14 protein-coding genes and 1 tRNA gene are annotated in these 14291 nt (G+C 67.4%); 12 read left to right on the top strand and 3 right to left on the bottom strand.

The genetic code is table 11. The annotated features are described in order from the left end of the window. The first annotated feature begins 17 nt into the window (after positions 1-17). The 4 genes from pal (at position 18) to AC1RVW_RS14590 (ending at position 2275) form a co-directional block, all read left to right on the top strand. Positions 18-536, top strand: a complete 519-nt coding sequence (gene pal / locus AC1RVW_RS14605; protein ID WP_106934644.1) for a peptidoglycan-associated lipoprotein Pal — start codon at positions 18-20, stop codon at positions 534-536. Further along, positions 536-1285 (top strand): tol-pal system protein YbgF, encoded by a 750-nt coding sequence (gene ybgF, locus AC1RVW_RS14600; protein WP_081270502.1) that lies wholly within the window; start codon positions 536-538, stop codon positions 1283-1285. The genes pal and ybgF overlap by 1 nt, the downstream gene beginning before the upstream one ends. Positions 1286-1304: 19 nt before the next feature. Then, a complete protein-coding gene (locus tag AC1RVW_RS14595) occupies positions 1305-2150 on the top strand; it encodes a tRNA threonylcarbamoyladenosine dehydratase (protein WP_493200691.1) in 846 nt (281 codons plus the stop codon). Positions 2151-2199: 49 nt separating this feature from the next. Continuing rightward, positions 2200-2275, top strand: a tRNA-Lys gene (locus AC1RVW_RS14590). Between the two features lie 94 nt (positions 2276-2369). Here the strand turns inward: AC1RVW_RS14590 and AC1RVW_RS14585 are convergent. Beyond that, positions 2370-2870: a pyridoxamine 5'-phosphate oxidase family protein gene (locus AC1RVW_RS14585; protein WP_493200689.1), complete on the bottom strand. Its 501-nt coding sequence runs from the start codon at positions 2868-2870 to the stop codon at positions 2370-2372. A 178-nt stretch (positions 2871-3048) separates the two neighbouring features. On the opposite strand from AC1RVW_RS14585, the gene AC1RVW_RS14580 reads away from it, so the two are divergent. Continuing rightward, complete coding sequence (locus tag AC1RVW_RS14580; RefSeq protein ID WP_081270504.1) at positions 3049-4434, top strand: MFS transporter; 1386 nt, start codon at positions 3049-3051, stop codon at positions 4432-4434. Here AC1RVW_RS14580 and AC1RVW_RS14575 read toward each other — a convergent pair. Beyond that, on the bottom strand, positions 4431-4721 hold the full coding sequence (locus tag AC1RVW_RS14575; RefSeq protein ID WP_493200686.1) for a helix-turn-helix domain-containing protein: 291 nt from the start codon (positions 4719-4721) through the stop codon (positions 4431-4433). The genes AC1RVW_RS14580 and AC1RVW_RS14575 overlap by 4 nt on opposite strands. Positions 4722-4777: 56 nt before the next feature. Here AC1RVW_RS14575 and AC1RVW_RS14570 point away from each other — a divergent pair, with 56 nt between their 5' ends. Further along, positions 4778-5833 carry an RNA methyltransferase gene (locus tag AC1RVW_RS14570; protein ID WP_493200684.1) on the top strand — a complete coding sequence of 352 codons (1056 nt, stop codon included), beginning with the start codon at positions 4778-4780 and terminating at the stop codon, positions 5831-5833. Positions 5834-6001: 168 nt separating this feature from the next. Here the strand turns inward: AC1RVW_RS14570 and AC1RVW_RS14565 are convergent, their stop codons facing one another. Beyond that, positions 6002-7423, bottom strand: a complete 1422-nt coding sequence (locus AC1RVW_RS14565; protein ID WP_493200682.1) for a short-chain fatty acyl-CoA regulator family protein — start codon at positions 7421-7423, stop codon at positions 6002-6004. A 138-nt stretch (positions 7424-7561) separates the two neighbouring features. Between AC1RVW_RS14565 and AC1RVW_RS14560 the strand changes: the two genes are divergently transcribed. The 6 genes from AC1RVW_RS14560 (at position 7562) to AC1RVW_RS14535 (ending at position 14233) form a co-directional block, all read left to right on the top strand. Then, positions 7562-7972: an acyl-CoA thioesterase gene (locus tag AC1RVW_RS14560; RefSeq protein ID WP_493200680.1), complete on the top strand. Its 411-nt coding sequence runs from the start codon at positions 7562-7564 to the stop codon at positions 7970-7972. Next, on the top strand, positions 7969-9132 hold the full coding sequence (gene prpC, locus AC1RVW_RS14555; protein WP_493200678.1) for a bifunctional 2-methylcitrate synthase/citrate synthase: 1164 nt from the start codon (positions 7969-7971) through the stop codon (positions 9130-9132). The genes AC1RVW_RS14560 and prpC overlap by 4 nt, the downstream gene beginning before the upstream one ends. Positions 9133-9197: 65 nt before the next feature. Continuing rightward, positions 9198-11804, top strand: coding sequence for a Fe/S-dependent 2-methylisocitrate dehydratase AcnD (gene acnD, locus AC1RVW_RS14550; RefSeq protein WP_493200676.1), 2607 nt, complete (start codon positions 9198-9200; stop codon positions 11802-11804). A 28-nt stretch (positions 11805-11832) separates the two neighbouring features. Further along, positions 11833-13023, top strand: coding sequence for a 2-methylaconitate cis-trans isomerase PrpF (gene prpF / locus AC1RVW_RS14545; protein ID WP_493200674.1), 1191 nt, complete (start codon positions 11833-11835; stop codon positions 13021-13023). 37 nt (positions 13024-13060) lie between these two features. After that, complete coding sequence (locus AC1RVW_RS14540) at positions 13061-13924, top strand: isocitrate lyase/PEP mutase family protein (protein ID WP_493200672.1); 864 nt, start codon at positions 13061-13063, stop codon at positions 13922-13924. Between the two features lie 66 nt (positions 13925-13990). After that, entirely contained in the window at positions 13991-14233 is a 243-nt protein-coding gene (locus tag AC1RVW_RS14535; RefSeq protein WP_493200670.1) for a hypothetical protein, read from the top strand. Positions 14234-14291 lie beyond the last annotated feature (58 nt).

Genomic DNA, 14291 nt, shown 5'->3' with positions numbered 1-14291 from the left:
TACTTGAGGAGTTCCAAATGTTGAAACGTACGATCTATTCGCTGGCCATCGTGGCTCTTATTGCCGGTTGCTCGTCGGGCACCAAGCTCAACGAAACGCCGGTGACCGACCGCTCCGGCACCGCCGGCGGCCAGCAAGGTGGCGCTAGCGCCGTGGCTCCCGTGACCATCGATCCGAACGCGGGCACCGCGCAAGGTCCGGTGGGCGTGGCGCGCATCATCTACTTCGATTACGACAGCTACACGGTCAAGCCCGAGTTCCAGTCGGCCATCGACGGTCATGCACGTTTCCTCAAGGCCAACCCGCAGCGTCGCGTGTCGATCGAAGGTCACACCGACGAACGCGGCGGCCGCGAATACAACCTGGCACTGGGCCAGAAGCGCTCCGAAGCCGTGCGTCGTGCACTGACCCTGCTGGGCGTGAACGACAACCAGATCGAAGCCGTGAGCTTCGGCAAGGAAAAGCCTGCCGTCCAGGGGTCGGGTGAAGAAGTCTGGGCGCAGAACCGTCGCGCCGAAATCACGTACCGCCAGTGATGCACCGCGCTGTGTTGCGAGGCGCGGCGCTGGCTGCCGCCTTGCTTTGTGTCTCGGTGGGGTCGCAGGCCGCACTGTTCGAGGATGACGAGGCTCGCCGCGCCATCCTCGACTTGCGCCAGCGCGTCGAGGCCATGCGCCAGCAAACCGACCAGCGACTGACCGACGAGAACGGCCAATTGCGTCGCAGCCTGCTCGACCTGCAGAACCAGATCGAGCAGATGCGAGGCGACCTGGCGCGCATGACCGGCCAGAACGAGCAGCTCACGCGCACCGTGAGCGAAATGCAGTCGCGCCAGACCACCCTCGACGACAAGCTCAAGCAGAGCGAGCCTTCGAAGGTGTCGGTGGACGGCCGCGAGTTCAACGCCGATCCGAAGGAAAAGGCCGATTTCGACGCCGCCCTCGGTGTGTTCCGCTCGGGCCAGTTCGCGCAGGCGCAGACCGCGTTCGCCGAATTCGTCAAGCGCTACCCGCAGAGCGGCTACAACGCCTCGGCGCTGTTCTGGCTGGGCAACGCCCAGTACGCCACGCGCAACTACAACGAAGCGATCGCGAATTTCCGCTCGATGCTGTCGCTCGCGCCCGACCATGCCAAGGCCCCCGAGGCCGTGCTGTCGATCGCGAACTGCCAGATCGAACTGAAGGACACGCGCGCCGCTCGCCGCACGCTGGAAGACCTGACCAAGGCCTACCCGCAGTCGGAAGCCGCGCAAGCCGGCCGCGAACGCCTTTCGCGTTTGCGCTGATGCAGGCGGAGCCTTCCGCTTGAGCGCGATCATCACTGCCGCGATCACCACTCCTCCTGCCGCCGCGGATGTCGTCATCGACACCGCGGCGCCTGACCATGCGCGCCGCTTCGGCGGACTGGAGCGCCTGTACGGCGTGGCGGGTGCGGCACGCATCCGCAATGCGCACGTGCTGGTCGTCGGCATCGGCGGGGTGGGGTCGTGGGCGGTCGAGGCGCTGGCACGCAGCGGGGTCGGGCGGCTGACGCTGGTCGACCTGGACCACGTGTCCGAATCGAACATCAACCGCCAGATCCACGCGCTCGATGCGACCGTGGGCCAGGCGAAGGTCGAAGCCATGCGCGACCGCATTGCGCAGATCAACCCGGACTGCAGGGTGCTCGCGGTGGACGAGTTCGTGGAGCCGGGCAACTGGTCGAGCGTGCTCGAGGCGGCGCAGGCAGCGAACGGGCCGGTGACTGCCGTCGTCGACGCATGCGACCAGGTGAAGGCCAAGCTGACGATGGCCGCATGGGCACGCGCATCGCGCGCCGCCTTCATCACCGTGGGCGCGGCGGGCGGCAAGCGGCAGGCACACAAGGTCGACATCGACGACCTGTCGCTCGTCACGCATGACCCGCTGCTGGCCCAACTGCGCCAACGCCTGCGCAAGGAACATGGCGCTCCGCGCGAAGGCCGCAAGATCGGCGTGACCTGCGTCTTCAGCCGCGAGAGCGTGGCGCCGCCCGATGCTTCGTGCGCGATCGAAGGCGACGGCTCGCTCAACTGCCACGGCTATGGTTCGGTCGTCAGCGTGACCGCGACTTTCGGCCAATGTGCGGCAGGTTGGGTTCTCGACAAAATCGCCTCAAACCTCACGCTATAATCTTAGGCTTTGCTGGATTCAACGCCGGCAAGAAGCAAAGAATGGTTCCGGGACGTTAGCTCAGTTGGTAGAGCAGCGGACTTTTAATCCGTTGGTCACTGGTTCGAATCCAGTACGTCCTACCAGAACTCCAGAGCGCTCGCCATACAGGCCGAGCGCTCTTTTTTTTGCGGCGGGCCAGCTCGCAATATCAACAGCGCGCGGCCCTCCACGCTCTGCTCAGATCGCGACCTTCTTGTGTTCGCCGAGATCCTTCGGCGGCTCGCCCGTGATGGCGGCCTTCGCCATCTTGTACAGCTGCACCATCTTGCTGTCGTCCACGTCCCAGTATTCCGCACCGACCACGGTCACGGCGAGCAGGCCGAGGTTGGGGTCGGTCGGGCCGTTGGGGAACCAGGCCTGCGCCATCTTGTTGAAGAGCGCCTCTTTCTTCGCCTGGTCTTCGAGCAGCGCGGCATTGCCCGACACCGAGACGTAGCTGTCGTCGTCGGTGTTCGCATACGCGATGTTCACCACCGGGTCGCTGGCGACGTGGCGCGCGATGTCGCCGTTCTTGGGCACGAAGAAGTAGAGCGTGCGCACGTCGTCGCCGTCCTTGTTCTGCGTGGTCAGGGGATGGCTGTGCAGCTGGCCGTCGCCGTGGCGGTGGGTCAGCATGCCGAAGCGGGTGTCCTTGATGAGGTCCCAGAGCTTGCCTTGGTCGTTGGTGGTCGTCGTCATGTCGGAACTCCAGAAAAGTGAAGCTAAAGAATGGGATCGCGATGGATGTGTGCGATCAGGAAGAGACCTCACCGTAAGCGCGCCGCACGCCGCGCCGTGAGGACACACGGCGCACAGCCGTGTGGTCCCACGCCGACAAGACCTGCCAGGGGCAACGCTCGCCGTTGACAATGTCCTCATGCCGCCGCGCCACCGCATCGTTCCCCTCATCGTCGCCTCGCCTCTGTTCCTGCAGAACCTCGACACCTCGGTCATGGCAACGGCGCTGCCGACCATCGCGAGTGCGCTCGATGTGAGCGTGCTGCACCTGAACCTCGCGATCACTTCCTACCTGCTGAGCCTGGCGGTTTTTCTTCCCGTCAGCGGCTGGCTGGCCGAGCGCTTCGGGCCCCGGCGGGTGTTCTGCGTGGCGGTGGCTTTCTTCTCGCTGGGCTCGACCTTGTGCGGCGCCGCGCAGACGCTGCCGCAGCTGGTGGCGTTCCGGGTGCTGCAGGGGCTGGGCGGCGCGATGATGCTGCCGGTGGGACGGCTGATTCTTCTGCGCAGCGTGCCGCCGGCGCAGATGGTGTCGGCCATGGTGTGGTTCACCGTGCCGCCCGCGTTCGGCCGGCTGGCCGGTCCGCTGTTCGGCGGCGCCATCGTCACGCTGGCTTCGTGGCGGTGGATCTTCCTCGTCAACATCCCGTTCGGCCTGCTGGCGATTGCCGGTGCGCTGCGCTTCATCAACGACCTGCCCGAGGACAGCTCGCCGGCGCCCTTCGACATCGAGGGCTTCGTGCTGCTGGCCGTGGGCCTGACGTCGCTGCTCGGCAGCCTGGAGATGGTCGGCAAGTCGCTGCTGCCGGTGCAGGCGATCTGGGCGATGGCGGGCTTCGGCTTGCTGGTGTCGCTGGTGTATCACCTGCGAAGCCGCAACAAGGCAGCCCCGCTGATCGACCTGGGCATTCTTCGGTTCTCGACGTACCGTGCATCGATCATCGGCGGCACGCCACTGCGCATCGCCATCGGTGCCTCGCCGTTCCTGCTGCCGCTGATGTTGCAGCTGGGCTTCGGGCTATCGCCGCTGGCCTCGGGCAGCCTGACGATGGCCACCGCGCTGGGCTCGCTGGCCACGCGCACCCTGATGGCCAAGGCGATCCGCACGATCGGTTTCCGCTCGCTGCTCATCGGCGCGACCTGCCTGACCAGCCTTTGCTACGTGAGCTACGGCCACTTCCGCCCGAGCACCCCGCATGTGCAGATATTCGTCACGCTGCTGTTCGGCGGGCTGGTGAACTCGATGGCGATGGTGTCGCTGCAGACCCTCGGCTTTTCGCAGATTCCCAAGCCACGCATGAGCCACGCTGCCACGCTCAACAGCATGGCGCAGCAGCTGTCGCTGAGCCTGGGCGTGACGCTCGGCGCCACGCTGGTCACGCTGGCCGCGTGGTGGAACGGCAGCGGCGCGGATCGGCTCACGGCGGAAGATTTTTCTCCGGCATTCGGCGTGGTGGGGGCGATGACGTTGCTGTCGCTGCTGTCGTTCACCAAGCTGTCGAAGGAGGAGGGGGCGGGCTTGCGCTAGGGCTTTTGCGATTCATTCGCCCCGGGCTGCTCCAGCTTCACCGAAATGCCATAGAGCGCCAGCATCCCCACCATGTGCCCGACCGAAACCCCGGGCTCGCCCGATTCGATGCGCGCGATCGTCTGCACATGAACCCCCAGCCGCGCACCCGCGGCGGCCTGGCCTTCGCCGGCGCTCGTGCGCGCCAGCTTGGCCGCGGCGCCCAGCGCCTTGATGGTCTGGAGGGCGTCTTCCCCGATATCGACTGAAATTCGTTTGCCTTGGGCCATTTGCGCATTGTCTGCCACCGGACGGGCGCGCGGCGCCCGGCGGGCACAATCCGGGGCTACAGCCCCCACATTGCATGCGAATCCACGAACTGAAACGACGACTCCGGGAAGCCGGCGCGGGTCCCAGCCACGAGCAGCGGATCCTGCGGCTGTGGTCCCATGCGCTGCCGCGCAACAGCGGCAGGCGCCTGCCGGCGAGCTTCTTCCCGTCGTCGCTGATGGAAGCGCTGCCGTCCATCGAAGCCGAGCTCGCCGGGCTGGCGCGCATCCATGCGGCCCACCCGGGCGCCGACGGTTCCGAGCGGCTGCTGGTCGCGCTCGCGGACGGCCAGACCGTCGAAAGCGTGCTGCTGCCGCGCGACGGCCTCTGCGTTTCCTCGCAGGTCGGTTGTGCCGTCGGGTGCCAGTTCTGCATGACGGGCCGCGACGGCCTGCTGCGCCAGGTGGGCAGCGCCGAGATCATTGCCCAGGTGGCGCTCGCGCGCATGCGCCGGCCGGTGCGCAAGGTGGTGTTCATGGGCATGGGCGAGCCGGCCCACAACCTGGACAACGTGCTGGAAGCCATCGAGCTGCTCGGCACCGTGGGCAACGTGGGCCACAAGAACCTGGTGTTCTCCACCGTGGGCGATCCGCGCGTGTTCGAGCGGCTGCTGCAGGAGCGCGTGAGGCCCGCGCTGGCGCTTTCGCTGCACACCACCAAGGCCGAGCTGCGCCGGAAGCTTCTTCCGCGCGCCCCGAACATGACGCCGGAAGAACTGGTCGCCGAAGGCGAACGCTATGCGCGGGCCACGGGCTACCCGATCCAGTACCAGTGGACCCTGCTCGAAGGCGTGAACGACGGGCAGGACGAGATCGACGGCATCGTGCGGCTGCTTTCCGGCAAGTACTGCGTGCTGAACATGATTCCCTTCAACGCGGTCGACGGCGTGGCGTTCAGCCGGCCGTCGTGGGAACGCTGCGAGCAGATGGCTCGCACGCTGCACGAGCGCGGCATCCTGACCAAGCTGCGCAATTCGGCGGGGCAGGATGTCGACGGCGGCTGCGGCCAGCTGAGGGCGCGCGCCGCCGAAGTGGCCGCAGTGGCTGAAGTGCGGGTCGCGATGCCGACAAGAGCCGCGAACCGCAAATAGCCGCCCGAAGAGCCCGCCGACGCTGGCGTCCTCCACGAAGTCTCCCAGATTGGCCGCGATCATCGCGTTGCCCGTTCGATTCCTCCGGCGGGCACCTCCCTCCACAGGCCCTTTGCGAGATGGGGGCCATTCAGCCCGCCTTCGCGCGGGCTGCTTTTTTTGGGGGGTTCAGGCATCCGCCACTGCGTAGGGCGTGAACCGGCTTTCGTTCTCGTTCACGTCCAGCGGCCGCCCGATGAACGGAAACGCCCGCTGCGGGCAGGCGACGCGCTCGCACACCTTGCAGCCCATGCCGATGGGGGTGGGCACGTCCTGGTCGGTCAGGTCCAGGCCCTTGGAATAGATCAAGCGCGGCGCATGGCGAATGTCGCATCCCAGGCCGATGGCGAAGGTCTTGCTGGGCGAGGCGAAGCCGCGCTGCCCGTGCGATACCGTGCGCGCCACCCACAGGTAGGTGCGCCCGTCGGGCATGCGCGCGAGTTGCCGCAGCACGCGCCCGGGCTGCGCGAAGGCCTCGTACACGTTCCACAGCGGGCAGGTGCCGCCGGTCTTCGAGAAGTGGAAGTGCGTGGCCGACTGCCGCTTGGAGATGTTTCCGGCGCGGTCCACGCGAATGAAGAAGAAGGGCACGCCGGGTGCCCCGGGCCGCTGCATGGCGCTCAGGCGATGGCAGATGGTCTCGAAGCCGACACCGAAGCGGCGCGCCAGCAGGTCGATGTCGTAGCGCAGGGTTTCCGCGGCCTTCAGGAAAACGCCGTAGGGCAGCAGCACGGCGCTGGCGAAGTAGTTCGCCAGGCCGATGCGGGCCAGCGCATGCGTGGGGGCGTCGTTGAAGCTGGCGCTCTGCAGCAGTGATTCGATCAGCGTCGTCTGCTCCAGCAGCGCCAGCTGGGTTGCCAGCTGGAACGACTGCTGGCCGGGCTCCAGGCTGCCCGACAGGCGCAGCACGCGGCTGGCGGGGTCGTAGCGGCGCTGGCTGTCGATGGCGTCGTCGTCCGTGGGCACCACGCGCACGCCGTGCTGTTCCATGAGCCGTGACTGCAGCCATTCGGACAGCGAGCCGCCGTGGCCGCGCGCCTCGTCCGCGAGCTTTTCCGCGAGCAGGTCGAGTTCCTCGAAATGGTTCTGGTGCGCGAAGAAGAAATCGCGCACCGCCTCGAAAGGCATGGGGCGTGCATTCGTCAGTTCGCCCCGGCCGTCGCCGAGTTCGCCGGCCATGATCTCCAGGCGCTCCATGGCTTCCTGGTGGCGGCGGTGCAGCGCGAGCAGCGCGCGCGCCACCGCGGGCATCTGCGAGGCCACTTCGCGCAACTCGGGCAGGGCGACGGCTTCTCCGCCAGGGTTGTCGGCCAGCGCGTCGCGCATGCTCGAGACGAGCCGGGCTTCCTCGTCTTCCGAGAACTGCTGCACGTCGACGCCGAGCGTGCGGCTGACCTTCAGCAGCACGGCCACGGTCAGCGGCCGCTGGTTCTGCTCCAGCTGGTTGAGGTAGCTGGGCGACAGGCCCAGCGCCTGGGCGAGCGCCACCTGCGTCATGCCGCGTTCGGCGCGCAGCTTGCGCAGCCGCACACCCATGAATGTCTTGCTCATCGTGAAGCTCCTTCGGAATGCGCGCCGTTTTGCGAAACCTGTGTATTCGCAAGATTTGCAAACCAGGGCTTTTTCATTCGCAATGATTGGCTAATTCAGTCCTTCATTATGGCCACGCAATTGCGTAAATTGCGAACCATGACAAACCAGGACACGGCGCTCGAACTCATGGAAATCGTGTTCCCGGAGCACGCCAACCACTACGGCACGCTGTTCGGCGGCAACGCGCTGATGCTGATGTCCAAGGCGGCCTTCCTGGCGGCGCGCGCCTTCGCGCAGGCCGACGTGGTCATGGCCGGCTGCGGCGACGCGCAGTTCCTCGCACCCGTGCCGGTCGGCAGCGTGCTGCGGCTGCGCGCGTGGGTCAGCCGGCAGGGCCGCAGCTCGCTCACGGTCAGCGTCACCGGCACCTTCGAGCGACCGGGGCAGCCGGCGCGCGAGGCGCTGCGCTCCTTCTTCGAGATGGTCGTCGTCGACAAGAGCGGACGGCCCACGCGCATACCCAAGGCATATCCAGCACACCCGCATCCGGAAAAGGAAGAAGCATGAACGACACCGCAACCCTCGCCGCCCCCGGCTTCAAGCCCAAGAAATCCGTGGCGCTGTCCGGCGTGGCCGCCGGCAACACCGCGCTGTGCACGGTCGGGCGAACCGGCAACGACCTGCACTACCGCGGCTACGACATCCTCGACATCGCGCAAGTCTGCGAGTTCGAGGAAATCGCGCACCTGCTGGTGCACGGCAAGCTGCCCACGGCGGCGGAACTGCGCGCCTACAAGGCCAGGCTCAAGTCGATGCGCGGCCTGCCCGCGAGCCTGAAGGAAGCGCTGGAGCAACTGCCCGCCGGCGCCCACCCGATGGACGTGATGCGCACCGGCGTCTCGTCGCTGGGCTGCATGCTCCCCGAGAAGGAAGACCACAACCTGCCCGGCGCCCGCGACATCGCCGACCGGCTGATGGCGTCGCTGGGCTCGATGCTGCTGTACTGGTATCACTGGTCGACGCAGGGCAGGCGCATCGACGTGGAGACCGACGACGACTCGATCGGCGCGCACTTCCTGCACCTGCTGCACGGGTGCAAGCCCTCGGCGAGCTGGGAGCGGGCGATGCACACATCGCTCAACCTCTACGCCGAGCACGAGTTCAACGCCTCCACCTTCACCGCGCGCGTGGTGGCCGGCACCGGCTCCGACATGTACTCGGCCATCACCGGCGCCATCGGTGCGCTGCGCGGGCCCAAGCATGGCGGCGCCAACGAGGTGGCCTTCGAGATCCAGAAGCGCTACGACTCGCCCGACGAGGCCGAGGCCGACATCCGCCGCCGCGTGGAGGCGAAGGAAGTGGTGATCGGCTTCGGCCACCCGGTCTACACCGTGAGCGATCCGCGCAACGTGGTCATCAAGGGCGTGGCGAAGTCGCTGTCGGAAGAAGCCGGCTCGACCAAGATGTTCGACATTGCCGAGCGCCTGGAGGGCGTGATGTGGGAGGTCAAGAAGATGTTCCCCAACCTCGACTGGTTCAGCGCCGTGAGCTACCACATGATGGGCGTGCCCACGGCCATGTTCACGCCGCTGTTCGTCATCGCGCGCACCTCGGGGTGGGCCGCGCACATCATCGAGCAGCGCATCGACAACAAGATCATCCGGCCGAGCGCCAACTACAACGGGCCGGAAGACCTGAAGTTCGCGCCGATCCAGGATCGGAAGTAAAAATACAAGAAGAGACAAGAGAGAAAGCAGGTCCGCACGCGATGTGCGGGCCCGAGCGCCGCCCCATGAACAAGCAATACCGCAAGCCGCTTCCCGGCACCTCGCTGGACTATTTCGACGCGCGCGAAGCCGTCGAGGCCATCCGCCCGGGCGCCTGGGCCACGCTGCCCTACACCTCGCGCGTGCATGCCGAGAACCTCGTGCGCCGGTGCGACCCGGCCATCCTCCGGCAGAGCCTGACGCAGATCGTCGAGGGCAAGAGGGAACACGATTTCCCGTGGTTCCCTGCGCGGGTGGTGTGCCACGACATCCTCGGCCAGACCGCGCTGGTCGACCTGGCCGGCCTGCGCGACGCCATCGCACGCCAGGGCGGCGACCCGGCCCAGGTGAACCCGGTGGTGCCGGTGCAGCTCATCGTCGACCATTCGCTGGCGGTGGAGTGCGGCGGCTTCGACCCCGATGCCTTCGAGAAGAACCGCGCCATCGAAGACCGGCGCAACGAAGACCGCTTCCACTTCATCGAGTGGACGAAGCGGGCCTTCAAGAACATGGAGGTGATACCGCCGGGGAACGGGATCATGCATCAGATCAACCTGGAGCGGATGTCGCCCGTGGTGCATGCGCAGGACGGCGTGGCCTTCCCCGACACGCTGGTCGGCACCGACAGCCACACGCCGCACGTCGATGCGCTGGGCGTTGTCGCCATCGGCGTGGGCGGCCTGGAGGCCGAGAACGTGATGCTGGGCCGCGCCTCGTGGATGCGCCTGCCCGTCATCGTCGGCGTGAAGCTCTCGGGCCGGCCGCAGCCGGGCATCACGGCCACCGACGTGGTGCTGGCACTGACCGAGTTCCTGCGCAAGTCGAAGGTGGTGGGGGCATATCTGGAGTTCCATGGCGAGGGCGCCTCGAGCCTCACGCTCGGCGACCGCGCGACCATCTCGAACATGGCGCCCGAATACGGCGCCACCGCGGCCATGTTCGCCATCGACCCGCAGACCATCGACTATCTGCGCCTCACAGGCCGTGCCGACGAGCAGGTGCGGCTGGTCGAGACCTACGCCAGGCACACCGGCCTGTGGGCCGACGCGCTGAAAGACGCGCAGTACGAACGCGTGCTGCAGTTCGACCTTTCCACGGTCGTGCGCAACATGGCCGGCCCTTCGAACCCGCATGCGCGCGTGGCCACCGCCGACCTCGCGGCCCGTGGCATTGCCGCGCCGTGGAAGGACGAGCCGGGCCGCATGCCCGACGGCGCGGTGATCATCGCGGCCATCACCAGCTGCACCAACACCAGCAACCCGCGCAACGTGATCGCCGCCGGCCTGCTGGCGCGCAACGCCAACCGCGTCGGCCTCACGCGCAAGCCCTGGGTCAAGTCGTCGCTGGCGCCCGGCTCCAAGGCCGTGACGCTGTACCTGCAGGAAGCGGGCCTCATGGGCGAGCTGGAAAAGCTCGGCTTCGGCGTGGTGGCCTATGCCTGCACCTCGTGCAACGGCATGTCGGGCGCGCTCGACCCCGTCATCCAGCAGGAGATCGTCGAGCGCGACCTGTATGCGACGGCAGTGCTCTCGGGCAACCGCAACTTCGACGGCCGCATCCACCCGTATGCGAAGCAGGCGTTCCTTGCCTCGCCGCCGCTGGTGGTGGCCTACGCCATTGCCGGCACGGTGCGCTTCGACATCGAGAAAGACGTGCTGACGGTGGTCGACGGCAAGGAGATTCGCCTGAAGGACATCTGGCCGGCCGACGAAGAGATCGACGCCATCGTGAAGTCGAGCGTCAAGCCTGAGCACTTCCGCCAGGTGTACGAACCGATGTTCGCCATTCGGCCCGACACCGGCGAGAAGGTGACGCCGCTGTACGACTGGCGCGCCGCGTCCACCTACATCCGCCGCCCGCCTTATTGGGAAGGCGCGCTGGCCGGCCAACGTACGCTCAGCGGCATGCGTCCGCTGGCGGTGCTGCCGGACAACATCACCACCGACCACCTGTCGCCGTCCAACGCGATCATGATGGACAGCGCGGCCGGCGAGTACCTGCACAGGATGGGCCTGCCCGAGGAAGACTTCAATTCCTACGCCACCCACCGCGGCGACCACCTCACCGCGCAGCGCGCCACCTTCGCCAACCCCACGCTCAGGAACGAGATGGTGCGCAATGCCGACGGCGCGGTGCGGGCCGGCTCGCTGGCGCGCGTGGAGCCGGAAGGGCAGGTCATGCGCATGTGGGAGGCCATCGAGACCTACATGCAGCGCAAGCAGCCGCTCATCATCGTGGCCGGGGCCGACTACGGCCAGGGCTCGTCGCGCGACTGGGCCGCCAAGGGCGTGCGGCTGGCGGGCGTGGAAGCCATTGCGGCGGAGGGCTTCGAGCGCATCCACCGCACCAACCTGATCGGCATGGGCGTGCTGCCGCTGGAGTTCAAGCCCGGCACCAACCGCCTGACGCTGGGCCTGGACGGCACAGAGACCTACGACGTGAGCGGCGACCGCAAGCCGCGCGCCGACCTCCTGCTCGTCATCCACCGCCGCAACGGCCAACGGCTCGATGTGCCCATGACCTGCCGACTCGACACTGCCGAGGAAGTGTCGATCTACGAAGCCGGCGGCGTGCTGCAGCGCTTCGCCCAGGACTTCCTGGCTTCGACCAAGGCTGCCTCCGCGGCATCCTGAACCGACAGAACCGACAATCACACGCATCATGGCTTCCGCACCACAGATCAGGATTCCCGCCACCTACATGCGCGGCGGCACCAGCAAGGGCGTGTTCTTCCGCCTGCAGGACCTGCCCGAGGCGGCCCGGGTGCCCGGCAAGGCGCGCGACGCACTGCTGCTGCGCGTCATCGGCAGCCCCGACCCCTACGGCAAGCAGATCGACGGCATGGGCGCCGCCACATCGAGCACGAGCAAGACGGTCATCCTCTCGAAGAGCGAGCGGCCGGGCCACGACGTGGACTACCTGTTCGGCCAGGTGTCGATCGACCAGCCCTTCGTCGACTGGAGCGGCAACTGCGGCAACCTCTCGGCCGCCGTCGGGCCCTTCGCCATCAGCAACAGCCTGATCGACGCAGAGCGGGTTCCGCGCAACGGCGTGGCGGTGGTGCGCATCTGGCAGGCCAACATCGGCAAGACCATCGTGGCGCGCGTGCCCATGACCGAAGGCGAGGTTCAGGAAACCGGCGGCTTCGAACTCGACGGCGTGACCTTCCCGGCGGCCGAAGTGCAGCTCGAATTCATGGACCCGGCGGCGGAAGAAGAGGGCGCTGGCGGTGCGATGTTCCCCACCGGCCAGCTGGTCGACGAACTGGAGGTTCCGGGCGTCGGCACGCTGCGGGCAACGATGATCAACGCCGGCATCCCGACCATCTTCGTCAACGCCGAAGCCATCGGCTACACCGGCACCGAACTGCAGGACGCGATCAACGGCGACCCCGCCGCGCTGGCCAGGTTCGAGGCCATCCGCGCCCACGGCGCGGTGCGCATGGGCCTCATCAGGCACATCGGCGAAGCGGCCGGCCGGCAGCACACGCCCAAGGTCGCGTTCGTGGCAAAGCCCGCCGGCTACACCGCCTCCAGCGGCAAGCAGGTGAGCGCGGGCGATGTCGACCTGCTGGTGCGCGCGCTGTCCATGGGCAAGCTGCACCACGCCATGATGGGCACTGCGGCCGTGGCCATCGGCACGGCCGCCGCCATTCCGGGCACGCTGGTGAACCTTGCGGCCAGCGGCGGCGACCGCGAGGCCGTGCGCTTCGGTCACCCTTCGGGCACCTTGCGCGTGGGCGCGCAGGCAAGCATGGTCGACGGCGAATGGCGCGTGACCAAGGCCGTCATGAGCCGCAGCGCCCGCGTGCTGATGGAAGGCTGGGTGCGTGTGCCCGGCGACGCCATCTGACCTTTCTTTTTCATCGACTCATACACAGGAAAAACCGATGTCGACTCGCAAGACCCTCCGATCCCTGGCCGAGGCGCGCCGCGGCGTGCTGGTGCCGGGGGCCTTCAACGCGCTGTCGGCGCGCGTGATCGAAGACCTGGGCTTCGAAGCCATCTACGTCACCGGCGCGGGCGTCACCAACATGTGGTTCGGCCTGCCCGACCAGGGCTTCATGGGCCTGCACGAAATCGCCGACCACACGGCGCGCATCCGCGACGCGGTCGGCCTGCCGCTGATCGTCGATGCCGACACCGGCTTCGGCAATGCGCTCAACGTGCGCCACACGGTGCGCGTGCTCGAGCGCGCGGGCGCCGACTGCATCCAGCTCGAGGACCAGGTCGCGCCCAAGCGCTGCGGCCATTTCTCGGGCAAGGACGTGATCTCCACCGAGGAAGCGGTGAACAAGATCAAGGCCGCCGTCGATGCGCGCACCGACGCCGACCTGCTCATCATGGCCCGCACCGACGCAGCCGCCACCCTGGGCTTCGAGGCCGCCATCGAGCGTGCGCAGAAGTTCAGCGAGGCCGGCGCCGACATCCTGTTCGTGGAGGCCGTGACCACGGCCGACGAAATCCGCTCGCTGCCGAAGCGGCTGAACAAGCCGCAGCTCATGAACATGGTGATCGGCGGCAAGACGCCGATCTTCGGCGCCGAGGAACTGGCCGGCCTGGGCTACGGCATCGTGCTGTACGCCAATGCGGCGCTGCAGGGCGCGGTCGCCGGCATGCAGAAGGCGCTGACGGTGCTGCGCGAGACCAGGCGCGTGGACGAAGACCCGGCGCTGGTCGTGCCCTTCACAGAGCGCCAGCGGCTGGTGGGCAAGCCCGAGCTCGACGCGCTCGAAAAGCGCTACGCGAGCTGAGGAAGCGGCTACAGTCGCCCGTTCCCCATCTCCGGCCGGCTCGTCGTGCGGCCACCGACCTTTCCGATGCGCACCTCCATTTCTCTTTCCGTCCTCGTCCTGGCCGCGGCATTGGCCACAGGTTGCGTCACCCGCACGGCGCCTCGCTACACACCGCTCGGCAACGGCGTCTTCAAGTCGCCGACCGCGCAGGATGCCGAGAACTACTGCCGCAACTTCGGCGCGCCGATGCGCTTCCTGGCCAACCAGGGAGCGGAAGACCCGGCCAGGCGCGTTTCCGAGGGCGAGGTGTTCTACCGCTGCGACTGAAGCAAAAAAAAGCCCGCGGCCTTCTCGACCGCGGGCTTCTTCATGCCGGATGACTGGA

It is taken from the genome of Variovorax sp. MPBD4-3, from assembly GCF_058809745.1.
Note: the sequence above shows the minus strand (reverse complement) of the source record. Positions and strands in the feature narration are given on the sequence as shown.